Below are 18,101 nucleotides of genomic sequence, written 5' to 3'. Positions count from 1 at the left end.
CCAAATTAAAACCGGGCATGCTGCCCGGTTTTTTATATAGAATTCAACTTATTGTATTTGAAGTTTTCTTAATTCATCATTAGCTTGAATTCGTTTAAGATTATAGGATTGCCATGAAATATGGCTTATATTTGCTTCATTTTTTCTCTCTATTAAAATATCCTTCAATCCTGGAAGCTCAGGGGTTACTTTGTATAAGTCAATTAACCCTAGAACCCCTGTGTGAGACAAGCTATTTAGATAGTGTATATCGACCTTGCCATTTTGTTCATAGCGTTCCAGGTTGTTTGTCACGATTATTTGTTCGACATTGATCACATTCATAAGGGTGTAATAGAGTAAAGCGCTAATAAAATAAAAGTGGAATAATGACAGTTTTTCCATCCATATTTTCACCAATGTATACATAAAGATGACAACCAGAAAAATCATGAACGAATGCGCCATCACCCTGATAAAGGTAAATCCATATGCCTCCTCATACATGCTTAACCTCATGAAAGCAGAACTTAATAACACACCACTTGAAATGACTAAGATGGTTAGCTGCGATTGAATAATTCGTTTTATATACCCTGTCGATTTACTCTCATAAGTTAAAACGAGAATGGTAATTGTCAGATTGATTAAGGTCACAAATAAAAGTTCAAAGAAACCTTTTCTTGCATATTCTGCATAAGTGAAATCTCCTTGCAGCGTTCCGCTAAAGAAATATTTAAATTGGACAATCGTAAACAATACATACACTACATTTATTAACACAAGAAACGTAAGGGTGATAATCCCATCCAAAGTAAATTTTTGTTTATCATCATGGATGATAACATTTATTTGTTTCTTAATTAGAGCCTGCATGAGACCAAAGAAGACAAAGGTATAGAACAGGACAATCATGATTCTAAAAATTACTTCCCCATCAAGCATTTGAAACCACTGTGGAATTCCGCCTAACATTCTCTCAAATTGAGAATCCGCAGAAATGAGTAATCCTAAAACAACAAACAATACCGGTACTGAAATCAAAATTCCAATTAACACCTTTTTCCAAACAAGAAATTTACTTTCGTCTACCCCCTGCTTAAAATACGTTCCCAACTGTGACAAAAATTGAAAATTATACTTAATTGCCAACCACAATTTTGAAAGCATATAAGTTATAAAAGCTGATTTGTTCCATCTAATATTTTTCTGACTTGTTATTAATATAAGATGAAAAAACACAAGCCCGGGAATCACTAATATATTTAGTGCAAAAAAATATGAATTATCATTAATAAAGTATCCCGCTGCCAACAACCAAATACAGATAAGCACAAGGTATCCAAATCGCTGGTGAGCGAAGGAGAACCCGCGATAGCGGTAAAAAAACAATCCATAAAATGCAGTGATAAAAACCAAATACGAAATGCCTATTTCAGCCCTAAAAAAAGCTTCCTCCGCCACAATTCCTAACACCATACATAAGAATAGAAAAATCCATTCTGATTTACCTATTTTCAATTCCAAAATAATCACCCCTAAATATAGAAATTCTATATACATAGCATTGCTAGGTATATAGGTAAAAAAAACTGCTTATACCGATACTTTCTTACCCCATACATATCCAAGCCAGCTAATTGGATATAGAATGATGGTCAAAATGATACAAGCAATAATAAATGTATTTGTTAATAAAGGTTCAAACCACGAATGGGGAATAATTTCAAAAACTGTTAAGACCATTAACAACAGATTTGGTATCAATGACAGTAAAAATGTCCTTCTTAAAAGTTTTTTTCCTCCATGTCCAAACCCTTTACCAATTTCATAGCCAAGTAATGCCCAAAAGAACATATAAATAAAGGCAATTAAGACTGGGATAGCTGTTAAATGGCTCCATATTATAGAAAGCCATTTCCAATTAAATAGATTATGGAATAGTGTTAATAAGCTCCCTCCACCAAAAAAGAAAATATTCATTAGAATAAAGAGCCATTTCATATTACTCGGTGTTACAGAGAGCTCCTCTTTCCACATGGCTGCTATTTCCTCAGGATTTCCGAGCCTGGATATTAATCGTTCCATTAGTTCCTTCTCATCACTGCAATCACAAGATTCAAAAAGAATTTCATCGATATGAACTTCATATTCCATTAGGATATTTTTCTTATCCTGATGCTCCCCCAGCCCTTTTTCAAGCAATTCAAGAAACTTATTCTTCGGCCGTTCCATGCTTTGATCTCCCTATTACCTTGTTCATCACCTTTACAAAATCCTGCCATTCACGGGTTTTTTCATTCAGTACATCTTTTCCAGCTTCCGTTATTTTGTAGTATTTTCTAGCGGGGCCTTTTTCCTGCTCCTGCCAATAGCACTCTATGTACTCTTGTTTTTCAAGCTTGTGCAAGGCGGGGTATAATGTCCCTTCTTTAACGCTAAGTCCATTTTCACTTCGCTGCTCTAATTCTTTTACCAATTCGTATCCGTACATATCTCTTTCATTTAACAATTGAAGCAAAATTAATGATGTGCTTCCTTTAACCAATTCACGATTAAACATTTTCTCACCTACCTAGAATTATTAGGTACATAGAAATTCTACACTATAAAAAATGATTTGTAAAATAAAAAGTGACGATTTTTATTATCGTCACCATTTTGACTATTTCTTTATCTTTTTTTGATGTTGGATAAATTCGTCACGTTCACCGCCATCAGATAACTCTTCCGAAAACTCATGATTAACACTTTGATCACGGCGCTCAAAAGGTCTAACAATTCTTGGTGGAATATTATTGTTGGGTGCTGCTTGTTCATTCCAATCACTCAAAAGAATCACCTCTTTGTTAGTTTGGGAATCATGGTTAAAAACATACACGGATGTTTTTCTGCATAATTATTCCATTTTTTCATCATAATAAATAAAAAACGATGAGGTGTGAAATATGGGATTAATTAACTCCTTTAATCAATGGAGAGAAACAAGATACCAAAATCATGTTTCTCATATGAGGAATCAAGACAAATGTCCAGATTGTTATGGAAGAGGCTTTACAGTCTATCCATACAATGAATTTGCCTATTATAACTCAGTTGATTGCCCAGGATGTCAAGGCAGCGGTTCATATTCTGATTGGGATCAGCTAAGATAGTGAATATATCTCTCTATACGAGTCAAATCGTTGGAGAGATTTTTTTTTGTTTGCTCTAAACCTATGGAAAGGAAATCATAATTTTGCTATAATTTCAGAATATTCTTTTTGGGGTTATTTCTGATAAGTATTGTTTTTTATTTTGATTTTCTGGAGGTTATTAATTTGATTCAACATTCACTGTCTACTCAAATGCATTATAGTTCTAAATTAGACCTGCTGCAAACCGAAGTGGCAATAAAGAAAACGAAGGATTACTTTGAAAGTTCCTTAGCTGAGAGTTTAAATTTAACTCGAGTATCAGCCCCTATCCTTTTAAAGTCTGGAAAGGGTTTGAATGATGATCTAAACGGTGTCGAGAGAATCGTTTCTTTTGAGGCATTAGATATTAAAAATGCAAATATTGAAATTGTTCAATCGTTAGCAAAATGGAAGAGGATGGCTTTGGCGAGGTATGGCTTTGCCCATGATTATGGATTATACACAGACATGAATGCGATTAGAAGAGATGAAGTTCTTGACCACTTGCATTCCATTTATGTAGACCAATGGGATTGGGAGAAAATTATTACAAAAGATGAGCGTAATTTAGGAACTTTAAAATCGGAAGTACAAAAAATATTTCAAGTTTTTAAAAACACTGAAAAACATTTACATGAACACTATCCCGTATTAGAGCCTGTTCTGCCTGATGAGATTCATTTTATTACCACACAAGAACTGGAAACCAAGTATCCTGAACTTACACCGAAAGAGCGAGAAGACAGGATTGCAAAAGAATATGGTGCAGTGTTTATAATGCAAATTGGCGGTCAATTATTATCTGGTGAGAAACACGATGGACGTTCACCCGATTATGATGATTGGACACTAAATGGTGATATTATTTTCTGGTATCCCCTTTTAGAGCAATCGATTGAAGTTTCTTCCATGGGTATTCGTGTTGACGAAGAGGCACTGTTAAAGCAGTTAACAATTTCAAAAACTGAAGATAGAAAGTCCTTAGAATATCATCAAGCTATTCTAAATAAAGAACTGCCTTATACCATTGGCGGAGGAATTGGGCAATCAAGAATATGTATGTTTTTTCTACAAAAAGTTCACATCGGTGAAGTTCAGGTTTCCGTCTGGAATGATGAAATCGTTGAAGACTGCAGAAAAGCAAACATCACTTTGTTGTAATTTCAAGCCCTGAATAATACTAAGCATTTCTGGAGATTTATAATGATATGTACGTTTGTATATTACTCTGGGGGTGCTTTAATGTCTGTATTTGTATATCAGACGTTTGTTATTAAGCAGGATAAATTTAAAGAAGCAATAGATAATTTACGTGAGATTAAAAAATTCAGAAATGATAACTATAACCATCATGTTGAAATTCTCACACCTATCTCTGGTGAAGACCATACCTATGCACTTCTCTCTACATACGATGGGTTAGGTGAAATGGAATTAGAAAACAAAAGGATGTTTGATGATGAGGAATACTTAGAGCTTATTGGTCCTTTTTTTCTAGAAAACATTCAAGAAGGCAGTATGTATACGCAAATTTACAGAGCATTAAGTGATAAAAAGAATGACAAAAAAGATGACAAGAACAGTGAAAAATAATTCACCAAACCGCACGGATGGAAACAACGTGCGGTTATTTTATTTTTTATAGTAATCGTGACATCTGCCTAAAGACCTACATATGATATTATTAAGGCAGAAATCCGTTCCTCTTATTTACCTCCTCTAAAACACTCTTTACGTAACCACAATCAATAATAATCCCAACTTTGAATTCTGCTCCCTATTCATTCTTGTTAATAAGGGGGAATTATCGTTGACAGGATTAATAATGATCCTTACTCTTATGCTATTTTCATTATTCCTAGTATTGGGAGTTGTTTCTCACCTCCAGAAAAAAAGGGGGAAGTGGATTTACTTTACACTTACATTCTTAAGTTTATGTGCCTTTGTAATTATGTTGTACTTCTTAAATTGGGACCTCTCAAAGCCTGGAAAAAATAATCCTGCTCCACCCATTACCGAAACCCCTGATAATGGGAGCAAGGATCAGGATAAAGAAAATCCTCCAACTGAAAATCCAACAGATGAAGAGCCGAAAGATGAAGAACCAAGAGGTGAAGACCCAAAGGATGAAGATCCACAAGATGAGGGACCAACAGATCCTATACCAGATGAACCTGCGAAAATTACGATCCCGGAGAATGGAACTTTGGATTATAAAGTAGTGACCGGAGATACCTTATGGTCAATTGCCCAAAGGGCTGATTTGACTGTTGCAAAAATAAAGCAATGGAATCATCTCCCCTCCGATACGATCTTCGTTGGTCAAATCCTAAAGTTATATGGAAAAAACGTTGAGCCTCCGCCACTGTCCGAAGACACGCCAAAAGAAGAAAACCCGCCAAAAGCAGCACCATCTGTCATCATTGCAAACGGCAGCCCCCAACAAAAGGAAATCGCATTAACCTTTGATGCCGGCAGTGATGCAATAGGAATCGCGATATTGGATGTTCTTAAAAAGCATAACGTTAAAGCTACATTTTTCCTTACAGGCAGCTGGGCTGATAAGTTTCCAGCATATGCAAAGAGAATGGCAGCGGAAGGACATGATATTGGAAACCACACCTACTCCCACCCTGACGCTGCCACTACGAATACAAATCTTTTTATCGAGGATATTATAAAAGCAGAAGAAGCCATAAAGAGAGCAACTGGGGTATCCCCACAGCCGTATTTCCGGTTCCCTTTTGGGTCATATAATGCAGCTGCCCTAAAAGCTGTCGGCGGGGCAGGATATCCATACAGCATCCAATGGACTATTGATACCATTGATTGGCAGCAGCCTTCAGTTGATGTGATTATTTCAAGAATACAATCTGGAGCAAGCAACGGAGACATAATCCTTATGCATATCGGGGGAATTAATACACCTGAGGCAGTCGATAGAGTCATCCCCATCCTGAAATCATTGGGATATAACTTAGTTACCCTAACGGAATTACTCGATTTGTGATACAGATATAGGGTGCCTTCCCTTGGGCACCCTCTTATCCATACAATAATTGTTCTTTAAATATTAATCTCTATCAAGAAGTTCTTCCCCAGCAATTCCAGGCTCAGTCATTTCATAGACATTCAAGATAATATCTAATTCCTCTTCTGTTAAAACATCATATTGAAGACATAGTTCACGAACAGATTTTCCTGTAAGTGTTGCTTCTCTAGCAATTCGAGCTGCGACTTCATAGCCTAAATGTGGATTAACTGCCGTAATAATTCCCACACTTTTATCTACATAATCTCTTAAGCGCTCTTCATTTGCCTCAATGCCTGCTAAGCAATGATCCGTAAAGGCTCGGAAGCCGTTATTCATGATACTAATTGATTGAAGAAGGTTAAAGACTAAAACAGGCTCCATTACATTAAGTTCCAGTTGGCCAGCTTCAGAAGCAAGACAGATGGTATGGTCATTGCCAATTACCTGAAAAGCAATCTGATTGATTAATTCCGGCATTACTGGATTCACTTTACCTGGCATAATGGATGATCCTGGCTGACGTGCCGGAAGACGGATTTCACCTAGCCCTGCTCGCGGACCTGAAGCCATTAAGCGAAGGTCATTTGCGATTTTGGACATATTCATCATGCATACCTTTAGAGCAGCTGAAACCTCAGTATAAGCGTCTGTATTTTGAGTCGCATCCACAAGATGCTCCGCATTTATCAGCGGAAAACCACTGATTTCGGCAAGCTGTTTCACGACATCTTTAATATATTTAGGGTCAGCGTTCAAACCTGTACCTACTGCTGTCGCTCCCATATTCACTTCTAACAAATGCTCTCGTGTATGTTTAATTCGATTGATATCACGAGCAAGAACCCTTGCATATGCTTCAAACTCTTGTCCAAGACGAATTGGAACAGCATCCTGAAGATGTGTACGTCCCATTTTGATAACCTTCTCGAACTGGACAGCTTTTTGTTTAAATACTTTCTGCATATCTTCCATTGTCACTAGTAATTTTTCTAGCAATGTTAGAGTTGATATATGTATTGCTGTTGGAAACACGTCATTCGTAGATTGTGACATATTAACATGTGTGTTAGGACTTAAATGAAAGTAATCTCCTTTTTCATGGCCAAGTAGTTCGAGACCACGGTTTGCAATCACTTCATTGACATTCATATTCATCGATGTCCCCGCACCGCCTTGAATCGGATCCACGATAAATTGATCGTCCCATTTTCCAGCAATAATTTCATCTGAAGCCTGGATGATAACATCAGCCAGTCCTTTATACAGCCTTGTTGTATTCATATTCGCAATCGCAGCTGCTTTTTTGACCATTGCTAACGCTTTAATGAGGGACTCATGAATTCGGTATCCTGTAATAGGAAAATTCTCTACTGCCCTTATTGTTTGAATCCCATAATACGCCTCAACCGGAATTTCTTTCTCCCCAAGGAAATCCTTCTCGATTCTTTTCTTGTCTGTTGACATCCCATTTCATCCTTTTCTTGTAATCTATCGGTTACACATCAAATGTAACATAAAAACAGTTGAAAGAGGACAATAAAAAAATCCCAGAGAATTCGTCCCCGAGATTTTTCGTAAGATATAAAAATTAATGGATGTCCCTCTTCTTGAAACGGCCGCCTCTTACTTCAGAAATGTCAGCTATTGCCAAAAAGGCATTTGGATCAATTTCCTCAACAATCGTTGTCAGTTTCGATTCCTCAAGTCGGGTAATGATACTGAAAATAACCTTTTTATCATCACCAGTATAAGCTCCCTCACCTTTAAGATATGTTACACCACGACCTAAGCGGGCATTTACCGCGTTTCCAATTTCTTCTGCCACATCGCTAATGATCCAGACAGATTTTGATTCCTCGAATCCATCTACTACCGTATCAATGGCTTTCGCAGCAATAACGTAAGCTAGTAAAGAATACATTGCACGATCCCAGCTAAACACAAATCCTGCTGCACCTAGAATAAAGATATTGATGAACATAATGATTTGCCCGACAGAAAATGGAACCTTTTTGGTAATTACAAGGGAAAGTATTTCTGTACCATCTAAAGCACCGCCAAACCGAATAACAATACCAACACCAATTCCTAATATCATACCGCCAAAGATTGTTGCAAGGAGTATATCATCGGTAAATGCAGGAATTGGGTGAAATAATGTTGTAAAAACAGATAATACAATAATTCCATACACAGTGGAAATTGCAAAGGTTTTACCCATTTGCTTATACCCTAAATAAACAAACGGCAGGTTTAACAGGAAGAGAAAGATACCAAGTTCAATACCAGTAATATGAGATAACATGATCGAAATACCTGTTACGCCGCCATCAATTACTTTGTTAGGGACTAAAAAGATCTCTAGACCGACAGCCATTAGAACAGCTCCGAGAGTAATGGATATCGCTCGAAAGATTTTTTTACTAAGTGAAAGTTTTCGATGCTGCACTTTTCCGTTTATTAATTCTGTCACAAAATCACACCTTATAAAAATTTATTAATAAAACCATAGTAAAAAAATTAAATTAGCACTTTAATTTTAGAGACTAGGTTATTATTACCATGTTGTTTAACATTCATGAATGAATTTCCCCTATTATTATACCATAAAATCTATTAAACATGAATTTAAGTTCACGTTTTTAAAGTTATGACCGAGAAAACCATTCAAGATATTTTATCTTTTTCCAGCTTTCAATAACGAGATTTTGAGCAGATTGAAGTGAAATCTCCTCGAATTTTACCATTGTTCCGGGTTTTGCTTGAGCAAGAAGAGGGATATCTGTTGATATAACACTTCCAATTCTAGAATATCCTCCTATTGTCTGGTGCTCAGCCATTAATATAATGGGCTGTCCGCTTGATGGGACTTGAATTCCTCCTAAGGGAATGGCGTCGGAAATAATATCGGCCGTACTGCTATGCTCAATTTTTGGGCCAGATAATTGATATCCCATTCGGTTTGATTGAGGAGTGATAATATACTCTTCAGTTAGGAAAGTTTGAATTCCTAATGGAGTGAATTTATCTTGATGAGGGCCGGCTATTATTCGCAGTGTTAACGGGTTCGTATATTCTGGAATAAACTCGTCGTGAAGAAATCGATTTCTTATGGTCCTAGGATGCCCATGAAGTAAATCCCCTTTTTTTAGTGCCCTGCCTTCCAAACCGCCAAAATTACCTGTTAAATAGGTTGATTTACTATTTAATACAAGTGGAACATGAATACCCCCTGCAACCGAAACATACGCCCTTGCTCCTGCCTTAACCCTGCCAAATGAGAGAGTTTGTCCTTTCTTGATTACGGTGCTTTTCCAGAGAGGGACCTCTTGATTATCAATTTTCGGAGTGAGATTACCACCGCATATTGCGATGGAGACGTCAGTTAACGCCAGTAAAACCGGGCCAAGAAGGGATGCTTCAAGTGCAGCCTCATAAAGAGGGTTTCCTACTAATAAATTTCCCAGTTGTAAAGAATATGGATCCATTGCTCCTGATGGGCTGACTCCATACTCACGGAATCCATACCTGCCAAGGTCTTGAATGGTTGTTTGCAGTCCAGGTTTTAGGACCTTAAAGATTGGCACAGTCATTTTTCTACCAACTCTTTCTTATCCCTATTTTTTCTTTTAATAAAGCTTCCTTTAGTTTCTTACTAAAATCTAAAGCTGCAGGTTCATCTCCATGAATACATATGGTATCTGCACAGATCGCTATATCGGTACCATCTGCACCTTTGACTTTTCCTTCCTTAACCATACGTATCATCCTTTCTGATGCATACTTCACATCATGAATCATACTGTTTGGTTCGACTCTTGATGTTAAAGTGCCATCAGATTGATAGGTTCTGTCAGCAAACACTTCCGATGCTGTCTGCAACCCCTTTTCTTTACCTGCGATGATCAGTTCACTGCCTGATAAACCAAACAAGATTAAATTGATGTCGTAATCAGCTGCTGCCTGTGCAATAGCATCAGCGGTGGAACGGCACCTAGCTGCCATATTATAGAGTGCACCATGAGGCTTAACATGAACCAATTTTACACCTTGTGCTTGACAAATTGCAGCTAAGGCCCCAATTTGGTAGAGTATGAGATTATAGATTTCTCTTGGGCTCATATTCATCTCACGCCTGCCAAACCCGGCTAAATCAGGTAACCCAGGGTGGGCACCTATCCTCACATTATATTTTTTAGCCAATTTAACGGTTTCCATCATCACATTATGGTCTCCTGCATGGTAGCCGCAAGCAATATTTGCAGATGAAATATACTTCAAAATCTCTCTATCATTTCCAATTTGATAGACCCCATAACTCTCCCCAAGATCACAATTAAGGTCTATTTCAATCATACCCATTACCTCCTTTTTTGTATGTCATTATTTCATACTTTTTTGCTGCTGCCCGTTTTTTTATGTTAATAAACTCTTCATAATCCACTGGCAGAAAGGTCACATGATCTCCTGCGGATAAAAGCGACGGTTTTTCATTCTCGATATCAAATAGCCGTAATGGGGTTATACCAATAATCCTCCAGCCTGAAGGCACCTCTCTAGGATAAATCCCCGTTTGAATTCCTCCAATCCCTACTGATCCTGCTGGTATCTTGGATCTCGGCCTTTCTAAACGAGGAGCGGTGATTTTATCTGTGAGTCCTCCAAGATAAGGGAAACCTGGTACAAACCCTATCATATGTATTAAGTATTCTTTATTTGCATGTAAGTTAATAACTTCTTGCTCACTCATGTTATTGTAATCTGCCACGAAACCTAAATCCGGCCCTGTTTCCCCTCCATAATAAACCGGTATTTGATAGACAAATGATTCTATTTCAGGCACTTCCTGAGCATCCTGAAAGGTTGAACATATTATTTTCTCTATTTGGCTATAGGTTATTTTTTTAGGGTCATAAAAGATGGAAATAGTGGTATAGGCCGGCACACACTCTACCACGCCTGTCACATTAAGATTCCTAAAAACATGTAGAAATTGATGTATTTGTTCATGAATCTTAACATCGATTTTATTTCCAAAGGAAATAGTGATGGCCGAATCACCTAATGGTACGATTTCCACTCCCATTAACATCACCTGCTTATCACAAGAATTATTCATATTACTCTTTACTTTATTGAAGACAACACAATTATGCAATAAAAAAACGCTCTGATCACTGTAGATCAGAGCGTAATTGCTTAGTCGAACTTTCTTTCACACTTTTTACTGTAAGCCGTGGAAAACCGGTTAAGATAGCAGCCACTCCACATATCGCTATTAATATTGGATAATAAGAATAGCTTAAAATACTAATTGGTGAGATACCAGCTACTCCTGCAGCAACGAGCAACTGAGCACCATACGGGATTAAACCTTGAATACTGCAAGAAAATACATCAAGTAAACTTGCTGACCTGCGAGGGTCAATATTGTATTGATCAGCGATGTTCTTCGCAAGTGGTCCAGCAATAACGATTGATATTGTATTATTTGCAGTGGATAGATCTGTTAAACTTACAAGTCCAGCAATTCCTAACTCCGCGCCTTTTTTCGACTTAATTTTTCGCGTTACTAGATAGAGTAAATAATCAATCCCGCCATTATGCTTTATAACTTCCACCATACCTGCAATTAATATAGCTAAGAAGGAGATTTCAAACATTCCAGCCATACCTTCACCTGTTTTCTGAATTAGTGCCATAAGGTTATAACTGCCATCTATTATCCCAATTATACCGGCAAAGAGGATTCCGAATCCCAGCACCAAAAATACATTTACACCAGCCAATGCAGTAATCAGCACACCTAGATAAGGCAGAATCTTTATCCAATTAAAAGATTCCTGGCTGATTTTGGCTTGTTCACCCATTGTTAGTATAGCTAGAATGATACAAGTAACAATGGCCGCAGGAAGGACAATTAGGAAGTTCATTTTAAATTTATCTTTCATTTTTGTACCCTGCGTCCTTACTGCTGCGATCGTGGTATCTGAAATAAAGGATAAGTTATCCCCAAACATAGCTCCGCCTATTACCACTGCCATTGTTAGGGCAAGTGACAGATCAGTTTGCTCACTGATACCTGCTCCTATAGGTGCAAGTGCAACAATCGTTCCCATACTTGTCCCCATTGATAAAGATATAAAGCAAGCTATAATAAAAACACCGACCATTAACAGATTTTGAGGTACTACTGATAATGCCATGTTGACGGTTGCATCAACTGCACCCATTCCTTTGGCAGTTTCTGAAAAGGCACCTGCTAACAGAAAGATCAAAACCATAAGCATGATATTTGATTCTCCTGCACCTCTTGTAAAAGTTTCTAATTTCTGATTAAACGTTTCTTTCCTATTCATTGCTAAGGCAACACCTGCCGCAATAACAATTGCAACAATAACTGGAAATTTATAGAAATCCCCCGTCACAATTCCTGAACCGATAAACAACACTAAAAATACAGCAAAAGGCAGTAAAGCCCATGGATTCCCAGCTTTATTTGTATTAATGTTAATCACCCTCTCCGTCTATAAAACATTAAAAAAACCTCTTCTTTCAGAACAAGAAAAGAGGTTTTACAGTCTATTTTAACAAGCAAATATTAGAGTACAATAATTTCACAAGTTGCGCAAGATGTAAAATAAAACTTATCTAATTTACTTGTTTACTTCTTTTTTGTTTTTTCTTTAATCGGTAAAAAATGAAAAGCCCGACAAAAATCAATGCTATTCCCAGCAGAATATTCAGCTCCATACTCCCCTCCATCAATCCAGCGGGAATAAGAGTTAACACAAAGAAAAAAATGAGATTTCCAAATATTGTCCCAATGATAAAATGTTTAAATGTGATAGAGCTTAATCCACTTAGAATATTGATTAAGCTAGTAGGTACAAACGGGATAATTCTAGCTTGGAATACAAAAAGGAGACCATTCTGCTCCAGCTTTGATAACAGTTCTGGATTCGTCTTTTTTTGTACCCAATCATTAAAAAAATATCGACTGCATAAAAACCAAATGCCTGCAGCTATGATACTTGTGAGCCAACTCCAAATAAGACCATTTAAAAAGCCAAATAATGCATAGTTAATCGTAATGATAATAATTAGAGGAATAATGGTAAATGAATTTTGTATCAGCATAATAATAAAGGTAAAGAAGAATTTTGAAAATGTGGTATCCTTCAGAGATAGTATTATGGAATCTAAATCCCCGCTCCTAAGTAATTGGAACGTCTCGGTATTATGAATAACGAAAAATATGATCAATATTATCCCGATTAAGGAAATAACTTTTTTCCAAATATTAATCACCTAATTTCATAGTAAGGTAATCTAGAGTAAGACTAAATATATTCTTAAATCCATCATACCATGCAATATTTATCTGTGATAAAAAAAGATGTCACAAAAGAAATTGCGACATCTTATAACCATTATAACGATGAGAATTCTTCTACTATGTCTCCAAACTTCTTCATTGCATTTTCTATAGGTGCAGGCGTTGTTAAATCTACCCCTGTCTTCTTTAACAACTCAAGCGGATAATCGCTGCTTCCGCTCTTTAAAAAGGTAAGATACGATTGTAACGTTTGATGATCGCCTTCGAGTATTTTCGTTGCCAAATGGATTGCAGAGGCAAAACCAGTCGCATACTTATAAACGTAAAATGGCCGATAAAAATGCGGAATTCTTGACCAGCCAAATTTCACCTCTTCATCAAACACTACTGCATCCCCGTTATACTCCCTGAATAAAGTTTCATATGTCTGATTAAATACCTCAACATTTAATGGAATACCTTTTTCTGCCTGCTCATGAGTAATTTTCTCAAATTCAGCAAACATGACCTGAGTAAAGAAGGTCCCCTTAAATTGGTCAATGAAGTGATTTAATAAATGCCTTCTTACCTCAAGATTCTTTTCATTATTCAAAAGGTAATTAATCAGTAAAATTTCGTTGACGGTGGAAGCTACTTCCGCAACAAAAATACTATAACGGGCAGTAATTTGAGGCTGATGCTGTGAGCTTAATTTACTGTGGACCCCATGACCGCACTCATGAGCAAGAGTAAATAAGCTATCCAAATCATCTTGATGATTTAATAATATAAAAGGATGAATCCCATATACCCCCAAATTATAGGCACCTGAGCGCTTCCCAGGAGTCTCTCGGACATCAATATACCTTCTATCCTTAAATTCTTTTAGGATGGATACATATTCTTCACCAAGAGGTGCCAGGGCTTTTATCATCGTTTCATAAGCTTCCTCATAAGGTATTACCTGTTTTACACCGTTAACTAATGGAACAGACATATCATATTGCCGAAGTTCATTGACCTGTAATTTTTTCTTACGAATTTCAGAGTATCTGTGAAGGGGTGCGATATTTTCTTTCGTTGCGGTAATTAAGTTCTCATAAACTTCCTTTGGAACCATATCACCGAATAATGCTTTTTCCAATGCAGATGGATATCTCCTGATTCTGGCCATGGTTACGTTATTTTTAATTGCTTGAGACAATGTGCTGGCAATTGAATTCTTTAGTTGTACATAAGGCTTATAATAGGCTTTATAAGCTTCTCTTCGTCTATCCCGATCTTCATCCTCGATTAATTTCGAGTACATTCCCCGAGTCAACGGAACCTTTTCACCATGGTTATTGGTAACTTCACCAAACTTAATATCGGCATTATTTATCATTCCAAATGTTGTACTTGGAGCGGATAATGCTTCGCCTAATTGTGATAAAACCTCTTCTTGGTCTTTACTAAGGACATGCTGCTTGTATCGAAAGGATTCATATAAATCTTCCTCAAAGTACTTGAGACCTTCTTCTTGTGCAATATAACTGCTTAAAGTTTCTTTATCTAAGCCTAATAAGTACGGCATGAAGAATGATGTTTGGGAACTAACCTTCACACTTAGTCCTTTTGCACGGTCTAATAAAGATTGTGAACCAGGTTCCCTTGTATCCTCATCCACCTTCAGCATGGCATATGCATATACATGATTAAATGTGAAGGATAACTCCTCTCTTTGTTTCAAGTACTGATAAAGACTTTTACCATCATGTATGGCTCCATCAAATTTCTTCAGCTGCTCAGCCATTTTTTCTACAAGCCGAAGATCGTTTTCCCATTTGGTTAAATCGGAATAAATGTCTTCAAGGTTCCATTTTTCTTCTACTGGTACATCATTTCTAGAAGTGTAGTCTGTCATTTGCTTCCTCCTTCGTATAGAGTAATCTAATAGTAGTAAATATTCGAATCAAGCTGGTCCTAGACCATTCTGAACCTTTCAAAAGGCCTTTTTAAACACGATAAGAGCACCTTTTATTAGGTGCCCTAACTTTATCTTATTAAACCCTATAAATGCAATGGATGAAACCGATTAAACCGAACATTGGATTGACAATGTGGACATCTAACCGTAATTTCTAGATCGACAATGTGAAATGCACCATTGTTAACTCTACTCTTTTTTAAAATAACAACTTCGTCAGTTACTACTTTTCCACAATAGGTTGATGACAAATCCTCTACATTTATTTCTCCCCGAACGATTGCAGCGTACTCAAAGTCCTCACTGCATAAGATGCATGAATTTTCACCCGTTACAACAGTATTTGCAGCAGCTAATTTTACTTTCATTCATCACATCTCCCATCTGTCCTTCATAGATTCGACGTTGAAATAAGACTTTCCTTCTAAATTTATATGTATGAAAAGAATTCATATTTTTGACACTTATTATGAAATGGATAGAAAAAGGCTGTTTAGGAGAACCTAAACAGCCGGGTTATTTATTATTCTTCTTCGCCATCTTGAGATGGATTATAATTGTACTTTGTCCGGTCAACAGGTTTAAAGTTTTCAGGAGTATAGAAGCGTAATAGGTCTCCGTTTACAACTTTATCAGAAAGAGCTAATTTGTTTTCAACAATATTCTGGAGATCGATTGCCTCTTCCATCCTATTTTCTTCTAATTCCAAACCTGTAGTGGAATCATAGAATTTACCATTGACAGAAGAGATAGTTGCGCTCATAAAGTTACCATTACGGAAAGGGACAAGGTCATCATGCTGTTCAGATAAAAGGTCTGTTCCGAACTGAACATAATCTTTTGTATCAATTCCTAACAAGTGAAGCAGTGTAGGAAGGATATCAATTTGTCCGCCGTATTCATGGTTCACTCCACCCTCTATTCCAGGGACGCGAATAAAGAATGGCACTCGCTGTAATCCTGCACTATCAAAATCTGTGATTTCTTTTCCAAGTACTTTTTCCATTGCTTTATTATGATTTTCTGAAATCCCATAATGGTCACCGTACATAACGATAACAGAATTATCATAAAGTCCGGATTCTTTAAGGTAATCAAAGAATTGTTTTAAAGCTTCATCCGCATATCGAGCTGTCTGGAAGTATGTGTCAACAGATTTATCACCTGTTGTATGTGGTGCGATTGTAGCTTCTTCTTCAGATAACGGATAAGGATAATGGTGTGTTACAGTCATAAACTTAGTATAAAACGGTTGTGGTAATGATTCCAACATAGGAATTGATTGCTCAAAGAACGGTTTATCCATGAGTCCGTATTCTGCTAGGTCTTCAGGATTCATTTCATAGTATTTTTCATCAAAAAAGTTATTAAAGCCAAAGGATTTGTAAATTTCATCACGATTCCAAAAACTTCCAGAATTCCCATGGAACACAGCTGATGTATACCCTTGCTGACCTAAAATAGCAGGTGCAGCTTGGTAGGTATTTAATCCTTTAGTTGTAAAAGCTGAGCCCTGTGGCAATCCATATAAAGAATTTTCCAAGATAAATTCTGCATCAGACGTTTTACCTTGAGCAGTCTGATGGAAGAAATTATCAAAATAAAGTGTGTTTTGATCTTTTGTTAATGAATTTAAAAACGGTGTTACTTCTTCCCCATTTAACTTATAATTAATCAGGAAATTTTGCATAGATTCAAGGTGTAAATATATTACATTCATGCCCTTAGCGGCACCAAAGTACGCTGGATTTGGTTCAGCATAATTGGACTTTGTATAGTTGATTACTTCCGTCATATCATCACTGTTCGCCATAACTCTTTGTGCGGAAGCTTTTGTACTCTTCACTGCATCATAGATTGTGTAGTTGTACATACCTAAATATTTCACAATATAATTACGGTCAAACCCTCTTGTTAATAATTGAGGACGATCACTTTCAGCTAGTCCAAGATTTCCACATGAAATAGCCAGTGATAATGAGAATAACGCAGCTACTTTCCTGCGGTTCATGTCTTTAAATTCCACTTTCACAAAGCGGAAGGCAAGTAATATAATTAAAAGAATAATATCGATAAAGAATAAGAAATCATATGGTCTTAAAAGTGTTACAACACTTCCACTTACGTCACCAAAGTTTTGAGTCTGAGTTAAAGTTGGTAAAGTTATAAAATCATTAAAGAACCGATAATATACAACATTGGCAAATAAGAGAAAAGATAGTAAGAAATCAATCACGATAAGTGCGATATATTTCTTTTTGCCTTTAAATAATAAAGCTAATCCTAAAAATAATAATGATGATCCTAATGGGTTTATAAATAATAGAAACTTTTGTAAAGTATTTTCAATCCCTAAATCAAATTGAGTTAATTGAGCTATATAGGTTTTCATCCAAAGAAAGAATACAGCCAAAAAGAAAAAGCCAATATATTTGTTAAAAATACCCTGACTCTTTAGTCTAAAGTTATTCATTTCTAGCACCTGCCTTTTTGAAGATAAACATTTTTCCTTAGTTAAGGATACTATCAATCATTCATTTTTAATAACTATTAAAATTAATAATAACAATTAAATATTAACAAACTATGAACAACGAGAAAAAAATAATGTAACACAAATGAGTATTA

The 18,101-nt window shown here is 36.5% G+C and carries 18 protein-coding genes; 4 read left to right on the top strand and 14 right to left on the bottom strand.

Going from position 1 to position 18,101, the window contains the following annotated elements; translation table 11 throughout:
- Positions 1-48: 48 nt before the first annotated feature.
- From SFC47_RS04290 to SFC47_RS04275, 4 genes are all read right to left on the bottom strand, one after another.
- Positions 49-1,515, bottom strand: a complete 1,467-nt coding sequence (locus tag SFC47_RS04290) for a DUF4153 domain-containing protein (RefSeq protein ID WP_411253621.1) — start codon at positions 1,513-1,515, stop codon at positions 49-51.
- A gap of 60 nt (positions 1,516-1,575) precedes the next feature.
- Positions 1,576-2,214: an HAAS signaling domain-containing protein gene (locus SFC47_RS04285; RefSeq protein ID WP_411253001.1), complete on the bottom strand. Its 639-nt coding sequence runs from the start codon at positions 2,212-2,214 to the stop codon at positions 1,576-1,578.
- The gene (locus SFC47_RS04280; protein WP_411253000.1) at positions 2,195-2,542 is read right to left on the bottom strand and encodes a PadR family transcriptional regulator; all 348 of its coding nucleotides are present in this window, start codon (positions 2,540-2,542) and stop codon (positions 2,195-2,197) included. Before SFC47_RS04280 ends, SFC47_RS04285 begins: the two co-directional genes overlap by 20 nt.
- A 102-nt stretch (positions 2,543-2,644) precedes the next feature.
- On the bottom strand, positions 2,645-2,812 hold the full coding sequence (locus SFC47_RS04275; RefSeq protein WP_179292604.1) for a hypothetical protein: 168 nt from the start codon (positions 2,810-2,812) through the stop codon (positions 2,645-2,647).
- Between the two features lie 115 nt (positions 2,813-2,927).
- Between SFC47_RS04275 and SFC47_RS04270 the strand changes: the two genes are divergently transcribed.
- From SFC47_RS04270 to SFC47_RS04255, 4 genes are all read left to right on the top strand, one after another.
- Positions 2,928-3,134 (top strand): methionine aminopeptidase, encoded by a 207-nt coding sequence (locus tag SFC47_RS04270; RefSeq protein ID WP_411252999.1) that lies wholly within the window; start codon positions 2,928-2,930, stop codon positions 3,132-3,134.
- A 192-nt stretch (positions 3,135-3,326) separates the two neighbouring features.
- On the top strand, positions 3,327-4,316 hold the full coding sequence (asnA, locus tag SFC47_RS04265) for an aspartate--ammonia ligase (protein ID WP_411253620.1): 990 nt from the start codon (positions 3,327-3,329) through the stop codon (positions 4,314-4,316).
- 81 nt (positions 4,317-4,397) lie between these two features.
- Positions 4,398-4,748 carry a hypothetical protein gene (locus tag SFC47_RS04260; RefSeq protein WP_411252998.1) on the top strand — a complete coding sequence of 117 codons (351 nt, stop codon included), beginning with the start codon at positions 4,398-4,400 and terminating at the stop codon, positions 4,746-4,748.
- Between the two features lie 217 nt (positions 4,749-4,965).
- A complete protein-coding gene (locus tag SFC47_RS04255) occupies positions 4,966-6,165 on the top strand; it encodes a polysaccharide deacetylase family protein (protein WP_411252997.1) in 1,200 nt (399 codons plus the stop codon).
- 63 nt (positions 6,166-6,228) lie between these two features.
- Here SFC47_RS04255 and aspA read toward each other — a convergent pair whose 3' ends face one another.
- The 10 genes from aspA to ltaS all read right to left on the bottom strand — a co-directional run bounded on the left by aspA (position 6,229) and on the right by ltaS (position 17,946).
- Positions 6,229-7,653, bottom strand: coding sequence for an aspartate ammonia-lyase (aspA, locus tag SFC47_RS04250; protein ID WP_411252996.1), 1,425 nt, complete (start codon positions 7,651-7,653; stop codon positions 6,229-6,231).
- A 124-nt stretch (positions 7,654-7,777) separates the two neighbouring features.
- The gene (locus SFC47_RS04245) at positions 7,778-8,662 is read right to left on the bottom strand and encodes a YitT family protein (RefSeq protein WP_411252995.1); all 885 of its coding nucleotides are present in this window, start codon (positions 8,660-8,662) and stop codon (positions 7,778-7,780) included.
- 175 nt (positions 8,663-8,837) lie between these two features.
- Positions 8,838-9,782, bottom strand: coding sequence for a 5-oxoprolinase subunit C family protein (locus SFC47_RS04240; protein ID WP_411252994.1), 945 nt, complete (start codon positions 9,780-9,782; stop codon positions 8,838-8,840).
- A 4-nt stretch (positions 9,783-9,786) separates the two neighbouring features.
- The gene (locus tag SFC47_RS04235) at positions 9,787-10,545 is read right to left on the bottom strand and encodes a LamB/YcsF family protein (RefSeq protein ID WP_411252993.1); all 759 of its coding nucleotides are present in this window, start codon (positions 10,543-10,545) and stop codon (positions 9,787-9,789) included.
- Positions 10,538-11,308, bottom strand: a complete 771-nt coding sequence (gene pxpB, locus SFC47_RS04230; RefSeq protein ID WP_411252992.1) for a 5-oxoprolinase subunit PxpB — start codon at positions 11,306-11,308, stop codon at positions 10,538-10,540. Before pxpB ends, SFC47_RS04235 begins: the two co-directional genes overlap by 8 nt.
- A 55-nt stretch (positions 11,309-11,363) precedes the next feature.
- Entirely contained in the window at positions 11,364-12,698 is a 1,335-nt protein-coding gene (locus tag SFC47_RS04225) for a Na+/H+ antiporter NhaC family protein (RefSeq protein ID WP_411253619.1), read from the bottom strand.
- Between the two features lie 142 nt (positions 12,699-12,840).
- Entirely contained in the window at positions 12,841-13,329 is a 489-nt protein-coding gene (locus SFC47_RS04220; RefSeq protein ID WP_411252991.1) for a TVP38/TMEM64 family protein, read from the bottom strand.
- A gap of 293 nt (positions 13,330-13,622) precedes the next feature.
- Positions 13,623-15,410, bottom strand: a complete 1,788-nt coding sequence (pepF, locus tag SFC47_RS04215) for an oligoendopeptidase F (RefSeq protein WP_411252990.1) — start codon at positions 15,408-15,410, stop codon at positions 13,623-13,625.
- Between the two features lie 146 nt (positions 15,411-15,556).
- A complete protein-coding gene (locus SFC47_RS04210; RefSeq protein ID WP_411252989.1) occupies positions 15,557-15,841 on the bottom strand; it encodes a hypothetical protein in 285 nt (94 codons plus the stop codon).
- Between the two features lie 155 nt (positions 15,842-15,996).
- Positions 15,997-17,946, bottom strand: a complete 1,950-nt coding sequence (ltaS, locus tag SFC47_RS04205) for a lipoteichoic acid synthase (protein WP_411252988.1) — start codon at positions 17,944-17,946, stop codon at positions 15,997-15,999.
- Between the last annotated feature and the right edge of the window lie 155 nt (positions 17,947-18,101).

It is taken from the genome of Neobacillus niacini (genome assembly GCF_046591715.1).
Lineage (GTDB): Bacteria > Bacillota > Bacilli > Bacillales > Cytobacillaceae > Neobacillus > Neobacillus niacini_L.
This window is presented reverse-complemented; position numbering and strand designations above follow the sequence as displayed.

Excerpts from the sequence above, each read along its gene's own strand:
- SFC47_RS04285 (WP_411253001.1), bottom strand. The coding sequence starts at position 2,214 with ATGGAACGGCCGAAGAATAAGTTTCTTGAATTGCTTGAAAAAGGGCTG.
- SFC47_RS04280 (WP_411253000.1), bottom strand. The coding sequence starts at position 2,542 with ATGTTTAATCGTGAATTGGTTAAAGGAAGCACATCATTAATTTTGCTT.
- SFC47_RS04270 (WP_411252999.1), top strand. The coding sequence starts at position 2,928 with ATGGGATTAATTAACTCCTTTAATCAATGGAGAGAAACAAGATACCAA.
- asnA (WP_411253620.1), top strand. The coding sequence starts at position 3,327 with ATGCATTATAGTTCTAAATTAGACCTGCTGCAAACCGAAGTGGCAATA.
- SFC47_RS04260 (WP_411252998.1), top strand. The coding sequence starts at position 4,398 with ATGTCTGTATTTGTATATCAGACGTTTGTTATTAAGCAGGATAAATTT.
- aspA (WP_411252996.1), bottom strand. The coding sequence starts at position 7,653 with ATGTCAACAGACAAGAAAAGAATCGAGAAGGATTTCCTTGGGGAGAAA.
- SFC47_RS04240 (WP_411252994.1), bottom strand. The coding sequence starts at position 9,782 with ATGACTGTGCCAATCTTTAAGGTCCTAAAACCTGGACTGCAAACAACC.
- SFC47_RS04235 (WP_411252993.1), bottom strand. The coding sequence starts at position 10,545 with ATGATTGAAATAGACCTTAATTGTGATCTTGGGGAGAGTTATGGGGTC.
- pxpB (WP_411252992.1), bottom strand. The coding sequence starts at position 11,308 with ATGAATAATTCTTGTGATAAGCAGGTGATGTTAATGGGAGTGGAAATC.
- SFC47_RS04220 (WP_411252991.1), bottom strand. The coding sequence starts at position 13,329 with ATGCTGATACAAAATTCATTTACCATTATTCCTCTAATTATTATCATT.
- pepF (WP_411252990.1), bottom strand. The coding sequence starts at position 15,410 with ATGACAGACTACACTTCTAGAAATGATGTACCAGTAGAAGAAAAATGG.
- SFC47_RS04210 (WP_411252989.1), bottom strand. The coding sequence starts at position 15,841 with ATGAAAGTAAAATTAGCTGCTGCAAATACTGTTGTAACGGGTGAAAAT.
- ltaS (WP_411252988.1), bottom strand. The coding sequence starts at position 17,946 with ATGAATAACTTTAGACTAAAGAGTCAGGGTATTTTTAACAAATATATT.